This is a genomic window from Streptomyces inhibens, from assembly GCF_022221585.1.
In the GTDB taxonomy this organism is placed as follows: Bacteria; Actinomycetota; Actinomycetes; order Streptomycetales; family Streptomycetaceae; genus Streptomyces; species Streptomyces inhibens.
The window spans coordinates 8,442,833-8,457,543 of record NZ_CP084681.1 but is presented as its reverse complement, the minus strand read 5'-3'; the positions used below and the strand labels follow the sequence as shown (position 1 = coordinate 8,457,543).

Annotated in this window: 12 protein-coding genes; 9 read left to right on the top strand and 3 right to left on the bottom strand. The window is 69.8% G+C overall.

Annotated elements, in window-relative coordinates; all coding sequences use genetic code 11:
- Positions 1-48 precede the first annotated feature (48 nt).
- The 3 genes from KI385_RS37855 to KI385_RS37845 all read right to left on the bottom strand — a co-directional run bounded on the left by KI385_RS37855 (position 49) and on the right by KI385_RS37845 (position 3,981).
- Complete coding sequence (locus KI385_RS37855) at positions 49-1,437, bottom strand: ABC transporter substrate-binding protein (RefSeq protein WP_425357022.1); 1,389 nt, start codon at positions 1,435-1,437, stop codon at positions 49-51.
- Between the two features lie 170 nt (positions 1,438-1,607).
- Positions 1,608-2,558 carry a sugar-binding transcriptional regulator gene (locus KI385_RS37850; RefSeq protein ID WP_238576542.1) on the bottom strand — a complete coding sequence of 317 codons (951 nt, stop codon included), beginning with the start codon at positions 2,556-2,558 and terminating at the stop codon, positions 1,608-1,610.
- 76 nt (positions 2,559-2,634) lie between these two features.
- Positions 2,635-3,981 carry an MFS transporter gene (locus KI385_RS37845; protein ID WP_238576541.1) on the bottom strand — a complete coding sequence of 449 codons (1,347 nt, stop codon included), beginning with the start codon at positions 3,979-3,981 and terminating at the stop codon, positions 2,635-2,637.
- Positions 3,982-4,138: 157 nt separating this feature from the next.
- Between KI385_RS37845 and KI385_RS37840 the strand changes: the two genes are divergently transcribed.
- From KI385_RS37840 to KI385_RS37805, 9 genes are all read left to right on the top strand, one after another.
- The gene (locus tag KI385_RS37840) at positions 4,139-4,945 is read left to right on the top strand and encodes a DeoR/GlpR family DNA-binding transcription regulator (RefSeq protein ID WP_238576540.1); all 807 of its coding nucleotides are present in this window, start codon (positions 4,139-4,141) and stop codon (positions 4,943-4,945) included.
- Positions 4,946-5,020: 75 nt separating this feature from the next.
- Entirely contained in the window at positions 5,021-6,019 is a 999-nt protein-coding gene (locus tag KI385_RS37835; RefSeq protein WP_238576539.1) for a zinc-dependent alcohol dehydrogenase family protein, read from the top strand.
- A gap of 43 nt (positions 6,020-6,062) precedes the next feature.
- Entirely contained in the window at positions 6,063-7,466 is a 1,404-nt protein-coding gene (gene xylB / locus KI385_RS37830) for a xylulokinase (RefSeq protein ID WP_425357021.1), read from the top strand.
- 190 nt (positions 7,467-7,656) lie between these two features.
- Positions 7,657-7,740 carry a putative leader peptide gene (locus tag KI385_RS44730; RefSeq protein WP_381393783.1) on the top strand — a complete coding sequence of 28 codons (84 nt, stop codon included), beginning with the start codon at positions 7,657-7,659 and terminating at the stop codon, positions 7,738-7,740.
- 257 nt (positions 7,741-7,997) lie between these two features.
- Entirely contained in the window at positions 7,998-8,870 is an 873-nt protein-coding gene (locus KI385_RS37825) for an ABC transporter permease (RefSeq protein ID WP_238576537.1), read from the top strand.
- Positions 8,843-9,700: an ABC transporter ATP-binding protein gene (locus KI385_RS37820; RefSeq protein ID WP_238576536.1), complete on the top strand. Its 858-nt coding sequence runs from the start codon at positions 8,843-8,845 to the stop codon at positions 9,698-9,700. Before KI385_RS37825 ends, KI385_RS37820 begins: the two co-directional genes overlap by 28 nt.
- A gap of 154 nt (positions 9,701-9,854) precedes the next feature.
- Entirely contained in the window at positions 9,855-10,898 is a 1,044-nt protein-coding gene (locus KI385_RS37815) for an ABC transporter substrate-binding protein (protein WP_238576535.1), read from the top strand.
- Position 10,899: 1 nt separating this feature from the next.
- On the top strand, positions 10,900-12,105 hold the full coding sequence (locus KI385_RS37810) for an LLM class flavin-dependent oxidoreductase (protein WP_238576534.1): 1,206 nt from the start codon (positions 10,900-10,902) through the stop codon (positions 12,103-12,105).
- 224 nt (positions 12,106-12,329) lie between these two features.
- The gene (locus tag KI385_RS37805; protein WP_238576533.1) at positions 12,330-14,627 is read left to right on the top strand and encodes a hypothetical protein; all 2,298 of its coding nucleotides are present in this window, start codon (positions 12,330-12,332) and stop codon (positions 14,625-14,627) included.
- Positions 14,628-14,711: the final 84 nt, after the last annotated feature.

Below are 14,711 nucleotides of genomic sequence, written 5' to 3'. Positions count from 1 at the left end.
GCGCGGCCGCGGGCGTGCGAAGCGCCGTTCGGGCCGTGCGTCGATGCGTCAGTGGCCTGCGTAGGCACGGGCCACCTCCTCTGCCAGTCGCTGGCTGTGACGGAGTGCGGCGGCCACGCTCTGCTTGCCGGCGATGGCCGAGCTGATCTCCTGGCTGGTCTTGGTGCCCAGGTCGGAGAACTCGGGGATGTCCACGAACTGGATGCCGGGCACGGGGCGGGGCTGGACCCCTGGGTTGTCGGGCCGGGCCGAGCTGATGGCCCGCTCGGTCGGACCGGCGAAGGCCCGGGCGGACTTGGTGTACTCCGGGTCGCGGTAGAGCGATGCCCTCTTGCCGCCGGGCACTCTCGACCAGCCCAGTTCGCGGCCCACCAAGCGCTCGTAGGACTTGCTCGAGGCCCAGCGGATGAACTTCCAGGCCGCCTCCTGGTGCGTACTGGCCTTCTGCAGCCCCCACGCCCAGGTGTACAGCCAGCCCGAGACGGCGGTCCGCTCCACCGGCGCCGGCGCGTAGCCCACCTTGCCCGCGACCTTCGAATCACCGCTCTCCAGCGAACCGGCACCGGCGGTCGCGTCGTACCACATCGCGACCCTGCCCTGCTGCATATCGTTGAGGCACTCGGTGTAGCCGGCCTGCGGGGCGCCCGGCTCGCCGTGCTTGCGCACCAGGTCGACATAGAACCGGGTGGCTCTGGTGAACTCCGGGCTGTCGACCTTCGCCTGCCAGTCCTTGGTGAACCACGTCCCGCCGAAGGTGTTGACGACCGTGGTCAGTGGGGCGATCAGCTGGCCCCAGCCGGGCTGGCCGCGCAGACAGATACCCTTCATGCCCTTGCGGATGCCGTCCAACTTGGCGGCCATCGCGGCGACTTGGTGCCAGGTGGGCCGCGCCGGCATGGTCAGCCCCGCCGCCTTGAGGAGGTCCTTGCGGTACATCAGGAAGGAGGACTCGCCGTAGAAGGGCTCCGCGTAGACCTTGCCGTCGGCGGCGGTGAGGGACTGGCGGACCGGGGTGAGGATGTCGCCCTGGTCGAATGCACGGTCCTTGGCGGCGCGCGTGCCCAGCTCGGTCAGCCAGCCGTTACGGGCATAGATCGGCGTCTCGTAATTGCTGAGGCTGGCCACGTCGTACTGCCCGGCCTGACTGGAGAAGTCCTGGCTCATCTTGTCGCGCAGATCGTCCTCCGGCAGCACGGTGAAATTCACCTTGACGCCGGTCTCCTTGGTGAAGTGCTCGGCGGTGAGCCGCTGCAGATCCACCATCTGCGGATTGTTGACCATCAGCACATTGATGGTGTTCTCGCCGCTGTTTCCGACGTCGCCGGCGCCCCGATAGCAGCCGGCGGCCGCCAAGATCACGGCCAGCGCCACGGCGGTCTGCCGGACGATGCGACCGGGGTGGCGTCGGCCGCTCTTCCCACGGGGTCGTGCTCTCACGGCTGGCACCTTTCACCCCGCCCGCTTCTGCCCGCACCAGGTTTATATCCCGGGTCAGCTGCTGTGCCCGCACCCGTTACCGCGGTAGGAACGCCCGATTCCGTGCGCACTCCCTCCAATGGAGGAAAGAACCCCCGTGCCCGCGGACAGCAGCACAGGGACACATGGTTTCAGAGCAGACTCTCGGCAACCCTGGCGTCCGTGACAACGCCGTTGAAAAGGCCGGTTTTCAGTGCCGCCGAGGCAGCGGTTGCCCGTTCGATGCCATCGGCCATGAGAATCACTTCGGGGACCTTGCGCAGTTCGTCAAAGCTGATGGCGACGACCCGTTCGGTGAGTTCGGGGGCGATGACGCTCCCCTCCGCATCGAGCAGTTCGCCGACGACCTCGGCGCACACTCCCCTGCGCCGGTAATCCTCTCGCTCGGCGTCACTGAGCGCGTCATAGACGGTGGAGAGCCCCGGGCCCCATCCGCCGACGGTGACGATGGCCTTGGTCACCTGACTGAAGCGGCTTACCGCATCGACAATGCCGGGCTGCTCACGCAGCATCCGGGCCGCCGTTGCGTCGGGCAGCAGCAAGGGCGCGTAGATGGGGTAGACGACGCCCCTCGAAATGGTGGCGGCCCGGCGTACCGCCTCCACGGCCGTCGCATTCACGGGGCGCAGCGGGGTCGATCCGCACAGCTGGACGACCGTGCACCGGGCGAGGGTGGTCAGTGCGAGGCCGAGGGCTTCGACCTCGGGGCCCCAGACGAGCCCGAGGACATCGTTCTCGGTGACTATTTCGGCGAGCAGGTCGGCGGTGACCGCGCCGAGGCGGCGGGTGGCCTGCACCGTGTCGTCCGGGACTTCCTGCCGTGAGTCGATGACGATGGCATGCCGCAGGCCGTATCGCGTGCGCAGGGCATCGGAGAGACCGGCGTCGAGTTCGGCGGGCAAGCGTATCTCCAGCCGGATCAAGCCGTCGCGGAGGGCGGACTCCAGCGTCCGGGCCACCTTGAACCGGCTGATGCCGAATTCCTCGGCGATCTCCATCTTGGATTTGCCTTCGAGATAGAACCGCCGGGCCATCGCAGCTGTCTGAACCAGGTACTCCGGGCCGGTGTGGTGTGCGCGCATATCAGCCCTGGCCTTTCTGCACGCTGCGGGTCATTGCTCGAATGAGCGGGTATCTCTCATATGCACCTTTCCTCCATTAAAACTCCCCGGAGGGTGCTGTCAACGCCGCTACCGCCTGCCGCTCCGCCTGGGGCGCGCCGGTGTGAGCACCGGGTTCGGAGGGCGGCGCGGGCGTCTTCAGGCACAGCACGAGGACGGTGCTGAGCAGGTGCAGGGCGGCATAGATCCACATGACCCCGCCGATGCCGATCACACCGATGAAGACCGTGCCGATGAGCGGGCCGAAGGCCATGCTGGCGCCGGCCCCCAGCGTGTAGGCGGACATGATCTGACCCTTGCGTTCCGGGGCCTGTGAGGTCATGAGCGGAGGCAAGGGGACGTATCCGGCCATGCCGACGCCCAGCGCGCCCGCGGCGATCGCGACGAGCGGGAAGTCATGGCCTGCGGTCGCGGGGACGTAATACAGCGCCAGACAGGCGAGCGCCGAGACCACGCCGCCGAGCCAGGCGACGGTCTTGCGCCGGCTCCACTTGTCTCCGAGCGCGCCGAAGAGCACGACGCAGGCGAGATTGCTGACCATCATGACGATCAGCAGCGCGGCCCACTCCTGTGCGCTGAAGCCGACCTGGTCGACGAGGAAGAGCGGAATGAAGACCCACACGCCGAACTGCGACGTGGTGTTGATGAGCCGGACCACAGCTCCCATGCCGACGCGCGGCCTGGCGAACATGACGGTGAAACAGCCCAGGAAGGTACGCGGCAGGCTGACGCGCTCGGACCCCCTGGACAGGCCCTGAAATCCGTGGCGTTCGCGCAGCAGGAACCGGACGACCAGGGCGCCCGCGATGATCATCGCGAGTGACACCCACAGCGTGCGGTAGAAGCCGATCGTGGGCTTGAGGAGCGAGACCAGGGCGGAGCCGATGACGGGGTAGCCCATGGTGAAGCAGAACCAGAACCAGCCGAGCGCCTTGCCGAGCTGACGCTCCGGGGCGCCCGCCATGATCCAGACCATGAATCCGTAGGCGAACAGCGGATACCCGAAGCCGCGCAGACCGTAGCTGAACAGGATCAGCCAGTAGGAGTGGGCCGGGACGGCGACCGCGAGCATGAGGGCGTGGCAGACCGCCCAGCAGATGGCACCGGTCATCATCACCCGGCGCGGCCCCCACAGGTCACAGAGCCCGCCCGCCAGGAAGGCGCCCACCGCGGCGGTGACTCCGTACACCGTGAAGATGATGCCGACGCCCGCCTCCGCGAAGCCGAGGTCGGTCTTGAAGTACGTGGGCAGATAGCTGGTCTCCACGCCGTCGCCGATCATGAAGAGCAGGATGCCGACATATCCCCATATGAGGGCTCGGGGGATTCCGAGGACGGCGGGACGGGGCAGCGACGGATCGCGCTGTTGGGGTGTGCGCAGCACGAGGGGGACCTCCTGACGGGCCGGGCGTTCGCCCGTACGTGGCCATCAGACTGAACAACCTCACAGAGAATTTCAAGAGCTTCACATAAAGTGTGTGATGTTCTAGGGTGAGAGCACGGCGAAGACCGCCGCGGAAAACGAACGGGGGGTGCCCACGATGAGAGCGAGCCGCGGCTCCGAGGCCGAGGTCGAGGAGCGTCGGCAGGCGGTGCTGCGCCATGTCGCCCAGGAGGGCGAGATCCGCATCGCCGACCTCGCCGAGCGCATGCGCGTCAGCGTGATGACCATGCACCGGGACCTGGACAACCTCCACGAGCGGCAGCTGCTGCGCAAGGGGCGCGGAGTGGCGACGGCCTTCTCCAACGTCGCCATGGAGAGCGCACTGCGCTTCCGGGAGAACGCCCATGTCGAGGTCAAGACCGCCATCGCGGACGCGCTCGTGGAAGAGGTCGCCCCCGGCGACACGGTGCTGATCGACTGCGGCTCCACGCTCTTCCCGCTCGCCCGACGGCTCGCCACCGTCGACGGAATCCGCGTGATCACCAACTCGCTGCGGATCACCTACCTCCTGGCGGCGTCGCCGGCCGAGGTGACGCTGCTGGGTGACCGTTTCTACGAGGACTTCGAGTCCTGCGCCGGTCCGCAGACCCGGCGTCAGCTGCAGGACATCCGCGCCACCGTCGCCTTTGTCACCGCCACCTCGGTCCGCGACGGCCGGCTCTACCACCCGGTGCGCGAATACGCGGAGACCAAGCAGGCGTATCTGCAGGCCGCCGACCGCGCCGTACTGGCCGTCGACCACAGCAAGTTCGGCCGCACCGCCACCTACCCCTACGGCGATGTCAGCGGCTACGACCTGCTGGTCACCGACGCCGAAACCCCGGAGAGCGAACTCCGGACCGTCCGGGACCTCGGCGTCGAGATCCGCACCGTCGAGGTCCGCCCCGGCGATCCGCACAGCTGAGCCAGACCCCGGCCAAGGCTCCCCGCGTCCCCGAGCGCCTTCCCCCGAGCGCATCCCCCGAGAAAGGCCCGATCCATGCGCGCTGTCGTCATTCACACCCCCGAGCACTACGAGGTCACCACCGTCGATGACCCCACCCCGGGCCCCGGCGAGGTCATCGTCGCGCCCGCGGCGGTGGGCATCTGCGGCACCGATGTGCACATCGTCCAGGGGGAGTTCGCGCCCACCCCGTACCCGATCATTCCCGGCCATGAGTTCACCGGCGAGATCGTCGCGCTGGGGGCGGGAGTGAGCGGTCTGCGCACCGGAGAGCAGGTCGCCGTCGACCCGTCGCTGTTCTGCGGTGCCTGCCACTACTGCTCGATCGGGCACGGCAACCTGTGCGAGAACTGGGGCGCGATCGGCGACACCGTGGACGGCGCGATGGCCGAGTACGTCAAGGTGCCGGCCGCCAACTGCTACCGGCTGCCCGAGAGCATCGACGTCGCGCAGGGCACGCTGATCGAGCCGCTGTCGTGCGCGGTACGCGGCTTCGACGTCCTGCCGCGCCGCCTCGGCGACCACTACCTCATCTACGGCGCGGGCACCATGGGCCTGATGATGCTCCAGCTCGCCAAGGCAGCCGGCGCGGCGTCCCTCTCGGTCGTCGACATCAACAAGAACCGGCTGGAGATCGCCGAACGCCTCGGCGCGGACGCCACCGCGGTGAGCGCCTCCGATCTGGACCGGCCGCAGGGCTGGGAGACCGTCATCGACTGCACCGGCGTCATCCCCGTCATCGAGGACGGCCTCACCCGGGTGCGGCGCGGTGGCACCTTCCAGCAGTTCGGCGTCGCGCCGTCCGCCGCCAAGGCGTCCTTCTCGCCGTTCAGCGTGTACAACGACGAGATCACCATCGTCGGGTCGATGGCCGTGTTGCACAGCTTCGGCCGCGCCGTGGACCTGATGGCGAAGGGAGTCATCGACGCGGACACGATGATCACCCACAGCTTCGGTCTGGACGACTTCGGCGCCGCCCTCCAGACGTTCCGTGACGGCTCCGGCCGCAAGATCCAGCTCCGCCCGCAGACCTGAACTCCCCTCCCCTCTCGTCTCGTTGCACGGAAGCGACATCGTCATGCCCACAGTTGCCGGGGTGGACTCCTCTACCCAGTCCTGCAAGGTCGTCGTCTGCGACGCCGACACCGGGGAGGTCCTCCATCGGGGCCGCGCCACCCACCCCGATGGCACCGAGGTCGCCCCCGAGGCCTGGTGGCAGGCGCTCCTCGAAGCGGGCAACGGCCTCCTGGAACATGTGGATGCCCTTGCGGTCGCGGGGCAGCAGCACGGCCTGGTGGCCCTTGACGCGTCCGGGCAGCCGGTGCGTGACGCGCTGCTGTGGAACGACACCCGCTCCGCGCAGGCCGCAGCCGACCTCGTCGACGACCTCGGCGGGCCGGAGAAGTGGACCCGGGCGGTCGGCACCGTACCGGTCGCGGCCATCACCGTCGCCAAGCTGCGCTGGCTTGCCGAGCACGAGCCGCGGTGCGCGGACCGTACCGACCGGGTGCTGCTGCCACACGACTGGCTGACCTGGCAGTTGTGCGGCGGCCCCGGTACGCGCGCCGAACCGGTCACCGACCGGGGGGACGCCTCGGGTACGGGCTACTGGTCACCGGCCGAGGGCGCCTACCGCCGCGACCTGCTCGCCCTCGCCTTCGACGGCCGCACCCCCGAACTGCCCCGCGTGCTCGGCCCGTACGAGGCGGCCGGCCGCACGCCGCACGGGGCCCTCGTGGCACCGGGGACCGGCGACAACATGGGCGCAGCCCTGGGACTGGGCATCCAGCCGGGCGACGTGGTCATCTCTCTGGGTACCAGCGGCACCGCCTTCGCCCTCTCCGAGCACCCCGTGGGCGACCCCACCGGCGCCGTCGCCGGCTTCGCCGACGCCACCGGCCGCTTCCTGCCGCTGGTGTGCACCCTCAACGCCGCCCGGGTCCTGAGCTCCACCGCCCGCATGCTCGGCATCGCACTCGACGACCTCGACCCCCTGGCCCGCGAGGCCGAGCACGGCGCCGGCGGCCTGGTCCTGCTCCCCTACCTGGGCGGGGAGCGCACCCCCAATCTCCCCGAGGCCGCCGGCAGTCTGATGGGCATGCGCAAGGCGAACATGCACCCGCCGAACTTCGCCCGGGCAGCCGTCGAAGGCATGCTGTGCAACATGGCCGACGCCCTCGACAGGCTGCGGGCCCAAGACGTCAGCGCCCGGCGGGTCCTCATCATCGGCGGGGCGGCCAAGGCTCCCGTGGTCGGCGAGATCGCCGCCGAGATCTTCGGCATCCCGGTCACCGTCCCCGAACCCGAGGAGTACGTCGCCCTGGGCGCAGCCCGCCAGGCCGCCTGGACCCTCGCGGGCACCCCCGAGCCACCGCACTGGCCGCTCGCCGCAACACGCCGCATCCCCGCACCGACCGACGCCTCCGCCGGCCGCCGCATCCGTGAGGCCTACGCCCTCGCCCGGTCGATGGTGTACGGATGACCGCGGAAGGCCGTCAGATTCGGTTGTCCTTCCTCGGGTGACCGTCGTCTGCCGGACACGGCCATCATCCGGGCCGGTCCGCAGGCCCGCAGGGGGCGCGCGCAACGACGCCTCCATGCTCCGGCAACAAAGGTCCACCAGCCGAGACGACGTTTGACCCCTCTCGGAGGGCACCGCTACGTTCGGCGGCATGTCTACATCAGCCCTGCTCACCACGCGCGGTCACATCGACCTGGTGCGGGTGGCCTCTGCCGCGTGTCGCCGCGGCTGCTGATGCTGTTCTAGGTTTCGCGGCTCTTCGAGGCCGCTGTTCGCGGCCGTTCCGGGGATTCCGTTTCCTCCTTCGGAGCGCGTGACCTTCTTCTTGGGTGCTCGGTGCTGCCCGGTAGCAGCTCGGGGCGCTGCTCTCGTCCTTCGCCGGCTTTTTCGGTCCGGTGCCTGTGCGCATGTCGTTGCGCGAAGAGGCGTGCTCTCTCCCTCTCTTCTTTCCTTCTCCTCTCCTCTCCTCCTCCCCCTGCCCGTGGAGTGTTCATGACTGTCGATCAGGCCGTGGCCGGCCATGCACCACCCGATATATCCGCTGGAGATGACGGTGGCGGCCCTGAGCTTGCTCGTGTGGTTCCGGTCTCGGGGCGGCGGCGGTCGGTGCCGCGGTGGCTGCGGCGTACGGTGGGGCCCCTAGCCTTGCTGGTGCTGTGGCAGGTGCTCAGCACCAGCGGTGTGCTGGAGGCCGACATCCTGGCGTCGCCCGGCACCATCGCTGCCACCGCCGGCGATCTGGTCTCGGACGGGACGCTGCCCTCGGCGATGCTGGTCTCCCTCCAACGGGTCGCCGTCGGGCTGCTGTTGGGTGGTGTGACGGGTGTGGTGCTGGCGCTGGCCTCGGGGCTGTCGCGGCTCGGCGAGGATCTGATCGACGCGACCGTACAGATGCTGCGCTCCATCCCGTGGGTGGGCGTGATTCCGCTGTTCATCATCTGGCTGGGGATCGGTGAGGCGCCCAAGATCGCGCTGATCTCGCTCGGGGTCGCCTTCCATCTGTATCTGAATGTCTATGCCGGGATCCGTGGTGTGGATGCCCAGTTGGTCGAGGCGGGGACCTCGCTCGGGTTGAGCCGATGGGGCCTGATCCGGCATGTGGTGCTGCCCGGTGCGCTGCCCAATGCCATGACCGGGCTGCGGTACTCGCTGGCCACCGCATGGCTCGCGCTGGTCTTCGGTGAGCAGATCAACGCCGATGACGGCCTCGGCTTTCTGATGAATCAGGCCAGGGAGTTCTTCCGCACCGACGTGATCGTGGTGTGCCTGGTGGTCTACGCGATCCTCGGGCTCATCGCCGACTTCCTCGTACGTACCCTCGAAAGGCTGCTGCTGCAATGGCGACCGACGTTCACGGGTCAGTGACCGACACCGACACCGAGCGGCGCCCGCATCCCGGCCCCGCGGACTGCGGTGCCGCCGTGGAAGTGGGTGGGCTGGTGCGGTCCTTCGGCGACCGGGCCGTCATCGACGACCTTCATCTCACCATCCGGCCGGGCGAGTTCGTGGCACTGCTCGGACGCAGCGGATGCGGTAAGTCGACGCTGCTGCGGGTGCTGGCCGGGCTCGACCGCGAGATCGAGGGCGAGGTGCTGGTGCCGCGTCGCAAGGCGGTGGCGTTCCAGGCGCCGAGGCTGATGCCCTGGAAGCGGGTCTGGCGCAATGTGCTGCTGGGGCTGCCGGGTCGCCCTGAACGTGGCGCTGCGGTACGGGCGTTGGAGGAGGTCGGACTCGGCCACGGGGCGGATGCCTGGCCCAAGACGCTTTCCGGCGGTGAGGCGCAGCGCGCGTCGCTGGCCCGTGCGCTGGTGCGCGAGCCCGATCTGCTGCTGCTGGACGAGCCGTTCGGTGCTCTCGACGCACTGACCCGGATCAAGGCACAGCGGCTGGTGGCCGAGCTGTGGCAGGAGCGCGGCTGCGCGGTGCTGCTGGTCACCCATGACGTGGAGGAGGCCCTGCTGCTCGCCGACCGGGCGCTGGTGATGGAGGGCGGCCGGATCGCGTACGAGACCGCGGTGGAACTGCCGCGGCCGCGGGATATCTCCGATCCGCGGTTCGGGGCGTTGCGCGCCCGGTTGCTGGACCGGCTGGGGGTGGAGGGCAAGGAGGGTCCGGAAGCCAGGGAGGCTGAGACGCATTCCCGTGCGGAGGCCGAGCCGGGGACCCCCGCGTACACCTCCTCCGCCGCCGCCTGACGTCCCCACCGTCAGCACCGTCAGCACCACACGACACACGCCTCGCACCGCACACCACGCACCGCACCGCACCTCGACCACCGACAACCGGTGCCCCACCCCACCCCCCTACCCCACCCCACCCACACCACCCCAAGAACGAAACGGACACCTCATGAGACCACGCCACATGGCCCCGGCCGCCCTGCTGCTCCCGTTTGCCCTGCTGCTGGCCGCCTGCGGTGGTGTGTCGCGGGCCGACGGGGGTGGCGGTAGTGACAGCGGGACCGACGGAAAGGGTTCGCTGACCCTCAACGTCGGTGATCAGAAAGGTGGTTCGGAGGCGCTGCTGCGTGCCGCCGGGGAGCTGGACGACCTGCCGTACAAGATCAAATGGTCGACGTTCACATCGGGGCCGCCCCTGCTGGAGGCGGTCAACGCCGGGGCGGTGGACGTTGGTGCGGTCGGCAACACGCCGCCCGTGTTCGCCGCCGCGGCGAAGTCGAAGATCAAGGTGATCGCGGGGACGCACAGCAGGTCGGACGGCGAGGCGATCCTGGTGAAGAAGGATTCCCCGCTCAAGCGGCCGGCCCAGTTGAAGGGCAAGTCGATCGCGGTGGCGCAGGGCAGCTCCGCGAACTACCAGCTTGTCGCCTCGTTGAAGAAGGCGGGGCTGTCGCCGAAGGACGTGACGCTCAACTACCTTCAGCCGGCCGATGCGCTCGCCGCGTTCACCCGGGGGAAGGTCGATGCCTGGGCGGTGTGGGACCCGTACACCTCGCAGGCACTGGACCAGGCCGATGCCCGGGTGCTGACCACCGGGCAGGGTGTGGTCAACGGTCTGAGCTTCCAGGTCGCCGCGCCCGCCGCGCTGGACGACAAGAAGAAGGCCGCGGCGCTCAAGGACTACACCGACCGGCTGCGGCGGGCACAGAACTGGGTGTTCAAGCACCCTGACGTCTGGGCGAAGGCATGGGCGCAGGAGACCGGGCTGCCGGAGAAGGTGGCACTGGATGCGGTCAAGCGCACCCGGGGAACGGCGGTCGCGGTCGCGGTGGACAAACGCGCCATCGCCTCCGAGCAGCAGATCGTCGACACCTTCGCCAAGCTGAAGCTGATCCCCCGCTCCTTCGATTTCGGGGAGTTCGTCGACCCTCGCTTCAACAGTGACCTGCCGCCTTCGAGCACGGCACCGCGTACCTACGGAAAGGCCCGGTGAGATGTCCGTACACCTGCATTGGTTTCTGCCGACCGGCGGCGACGGGCGGACCCTCGTCGACCGGCACGCCTACACCGACGGCGGCATCCGGCGCGACCGCATCACCCCGGTGAGCGGCGTACGGGCTCCGGACATCGAGTATCTGGCCCAGATCGCCAAGGCTGCCGAGCAGTTGGGGTTCGAGGCGGTGCTCACGCCGACCGGCACGTGGTGCGAGGACGCCTGGCTGACGACGGTGGCGCTCACTCAGGTGACGGAGCGGCTGAAGTTTCTGGTCGCGTTCCGGCCGGGGGTGATCTCGCCGGTGCTGGCGGCGCAGATGGCCGCGACGTATCAGCGGATCTCGCGTGGGCGGCTGCTGCTGAATGTGGTGACCGGCGGTGACTCCACCGAGCAGAAGCGGTTCGGCGATCATCTCGACCATGACCGGCGGTATGCCCGTACGGATGAGTTCCTCCAGGTCGTGCGGGGTGTCTGGGGCGGCAGGCCGTTCGACTTCCAGGGTGAGCACTACCAGGTCGAGGGCGGTCTGACCGCGCTGCCGCCGGACCCGCTGCCGCAGATCTTCTTCGGCGGCTCGTCCCCGGCCGCCGGGCCGGTGGCCGCCCGGAACGTGGATGTGTACCTCACCTGGGGCGAGCCGCCCGAGCAGGTCAGGCAGAAGATCGAGTGGATTCGCGGGCTGGCGGAGAAGGAGGGGCGTACGGTCCGCTTCGGTATCCGGCTGCACACGATCTCCCGGGACTCGTCCAAGGAGGCCTGGGCGACCGCGCACCGTCTGCTCGACGATCTCGATCCGGACACCGTCGCGGCCGCGCAACAGGCCCTGGGCAAGAGCGAGTCGGTGGGGCAGCAGCGGATGCTCGCGCTGCACGGCGGCTCGCGCGACAAGCTGGAGATCTCGCCGAATCTGTGGGCGGGGGTGGGTCTGGTACGCGGCGGTGCGGGCACCGCACTGGTCGGCAGCCATGCCGAGGTGGCGGACCGGATCGAGGAGTACCACTCCCTGGGCATCGAGCACTTCGTGCTCTCCGGCTATCCGCACCTGGAGGAGGCGTACTGGTTCGGTGAGGGCGTACGTCCGGAGCTTGCCGCCCGTGGCCTGCTGGATGCGGTCCCCTCTCCGGTCGCGGGCGTCCCGGCCGCCAATGGCCGCCCGGCCTCCGCGCCCGGTGGGGCGCCGTTGCTGATCGCCGGCGGCCGCTGAGCGGGCGTGGGTCGCGGCGGTCATGGCCGGCCACCGCGACCCACGGCCCCCGGCGAATCCGGTGGCGGGCCCGGTCGATCCCTGAAAGGCTGCGCCGGTTCGATGCGGTTGGCAGACATCCTGACGGGAGAACGCGATCCCTACGCAGCTGGGTTCGGCAGGACGACCCGGGCCGATATGCGCCCTGGTACGGCTCACCTCATCTACCGGGCGGCGATGCTGACATGGTGGCCGGTTTCCACAGCTTCCACTGGCGCGGCTGCGAGCTGCGTGACGATGAACTCCGGTGCGCGCACGAGGAGTTGGCCGACCCGACCGGGAAGGACGCATACCTGAACGCGTTTCGCACGCTGTTGCACAGCGGGCACACCGCCGCCGCGGGTATCGCCCTCGACCACTTCCAGTACTCCGGTGCGCTGTCCCGGTTCGGCGGGGAGAGTGTGGTCGAGCAGTACGCACCGGAGGTGCTCGCCGTGGCCCGCGGGCTGCTCCGGCAGCCGCCGACTCCCGAGGACGACGGCACGGCCGCGGGCGCCAACCACGCGAGCGCGCTGAACGCCATGATGAACATCGCCGAAGCGGCGGACGCGGATCTCATCGCCGACGCCCTGGCGTGCGCCACCGAGGAGAATGTGGTCTCGGCCGGCTGTTCGGCGGCCGGCACGGCGCTGGCCGCGGATGCGGAAGAGAGCCCGCGACTGGTCGCGGCGGTCGGCAGCGTGGCGTTCGACGCACGCTTCGATGTCCAGGAACGGGCCCAGGCCCTGTCCGCGCTGTTCGCGGCGCAGGGGCCGAAGGCAACGGATCTGCTGGTCCGTGCCACCGGGTCGAGCGAGATCGAGCTGCAGACCGAGGGCGCACTCGGGCTCACGGTGCACGGTCGTTTCCACGCCCACCGCGCGCACGTCGAACGCCTCGCGGCGACCTGGCCGCGGGACGCGGGGTACCGGGCGGACCTGGTGCGGGAGGCGCTGACCGGCTTCCACAGTCACCACTGGATCGATGCCGTCCTCCCGTCCCCTGAACTCCGCGACGCGCACGCCGAGTTGATGTTTCCCACCGGCGAGGACGCCTGTCACCGGGCGTTTCGGACGCTGCTCCGCAGCACTCACACGGTGGCCGTGGGTATCGCGCTCGATCACTTCGAGGATGCGGACGGGCTGCGGCAGTTCCTCGACAGCGACGAGGTCGACGCGTACGCGCCGGAGGTGTTGGCGCGGGCCCGGGCGGAACTGCGTCGGCCGCCGTCCCCACCGGAGCTGAGCCCGGCCACCGGAGCGGCCGCCAACCACATGAGCGCGCTGCGCGCGGTCCGCACAGCCGGGGCGGACGCGTCGGACACCGACCTGGTCGCCGACGTGCTGGAGCGGGCCACCACTGATGACGTCCGCGGCGCGGCGCTCTGGGTCGCGTCCGGGGTGCTCAAGTCGACGGGGACACCGGATCGGCGACTTGTCGATGTCGTCAGCCGCTTCGTCTTCGATCCCTCGCTCAACTCTCACCATGCCACCGCGCTGCGTGTCCTGGGTGAGACCCTGGGGCCGGAGGCGAACCCGATTCTGGTGCGGGCCGTACGGAGCGACAACTGGGATGTCCAGGTGCACGCGGCCTGGCGGCTGTCCCGGCCGGGGCGCATCGAGGAGCACCGGGAGCTGCTCGAAGAGCTGGTGGAGGGCTGGCCGCTCCGGATCACCTCCTCACGGCATCTCGCCGAATGGGTGACCAAAGCGGTACTGGGCGGGATGCACAGCGTCTTCTGGGAGGGCACCAGGCTGACCGACCCCGAGCTGTATCGCGCGTACCGCGAGCTACGGGCGCCCAGCGGTGCGGATGCCTGCCATCGCGCCCTTCGGATGCTGCTGCGCAGCGGGCAGCCGGTGGCCGTGGGGATCGCGCTGGACCACTGGCACGACGACAACGGCATCGAGCGGCTGGAGGAGGAAGAGGCGTGCGCGGCGGAGGAGGCGGAGGTGCTCGCCGCTGCCCGCGAGGTACTTCGACAGCGCCCCTCGCCGGCCGAACTCAGTCCGGCGACCGGTGCCGGCGCCAACCATCTGAGCGCGTTGAACGCGTTGCGGGTGGCGGGCGCGTCGGCGCCCGAGGACGCGGCGGCGCTCACCACCGTCCTGGAGTGCGCCGCGAACGCACGCGTGCGTGACGAGGCCCTCCGCACGGCGGCTTCGCTGCTGGAGGATGCGGACACGGCGGACCCGCGGCTGGTCGGGATGCTCGGGACGCTCGCCCGCGACGAGAGCCTTGCCGTGGGCACCCGCACCAAGGCGCTACGGGCACTGGCCGAGGCTCCCGGCGATGCGGCGACCGAGGAGTTGGTACGTGCCACCGGGTGCGAGGCCCTCGCGGTGCAGGCCGAGGCCGCCTACGCCCTCACGGCCGGGCATCGGACGGCCGACCACCGCGAGCTGCTCGCGGCGCTGGTCGCGCGGTGGCCAAAGGAGCCGGAGGAGGACGTGCCGTGGGCCGCCCGCTCGGTGCGTGAGCATCTGGCAGCGGACCAGGAGTGAACGGGGCCGGCCGGTACCTCGTTCCCCGTATCGCCCGGGACGGGACCGGCAAGAGACCGGGAAGAGATCAGCCCCTCCCCAAGT

Bases quoted from the DNA above. Each gene is read 5' to 3' on its own strand.
- KI385_RS37850 (WP_238576542.1), bottom strand. From the start codon at position 2,558: ATGCGCGCACACCACACCGGCCCGGAGTACCTGGTTCAGACAGCTGCG.
- KI385_RS37840 (WP_238576540.1), top strand. From the start codon at position 4,139: ATGAGAGCGAGCCGCGGCTCCGAGGCCGAGGTCGAGGAGCGTCGGCAG.
- KI385_RS37835 (WP_238576539.1), top strand. From the start codon at position 5,021: ATGCGCGCTGTCGTCATTCACACCCCCGAGCACTACGAGGTCACCACC.
- xylB (WP_425357021.1), top strand. From the start codon at position 6,063: ATGCCCACAGTTGCCGGGGTGGACTCCTCTACCCAGTCCTGCAAGGTC.
- KI385_RS44730 (WP_381393783.1), top strand. From the start codon at position 7,657: ATGTCTACATCAGCCCTGCTCACCACGCGCGGTCACATCGACCTGGTG.
- KI385_RS37825 (WP_238576537.1), top strand. From the start codon at position 7,998: ATGACTGTCGATCAGGCCGTGGCCGGCCATGCACCACCCGATATATCC.
- KI385_RS37820 (WP_238576536.1), top strand. From the start codon at position 8,843: ATGGCGACCGACGTTCACGGGTCAGTGACCGACACCGACACCGAGCGG.
- KI385_RS37815 (WP_238576535.1), top strand. From the start codon at position 9,855: ATGAGACCACGCCACATGGCCCCGGCCGCCCTGCTGCTCCCGTTTGCC.
- KI385_RS37810 (WP_238576534.1), top strand. From the start codon at position 10,900: ATGTCCGTACACCTGCATTGGTTTCTGCCGACCGGCGGCGACGGGCGG.
- KI385_RS37805 (WP_238576533.1), top strand. From the start codon at position 12,330: ATGGTGGCCGGTTTCCACAGCTTCCACTGGCGCGGCTGCGAGCTGCGT.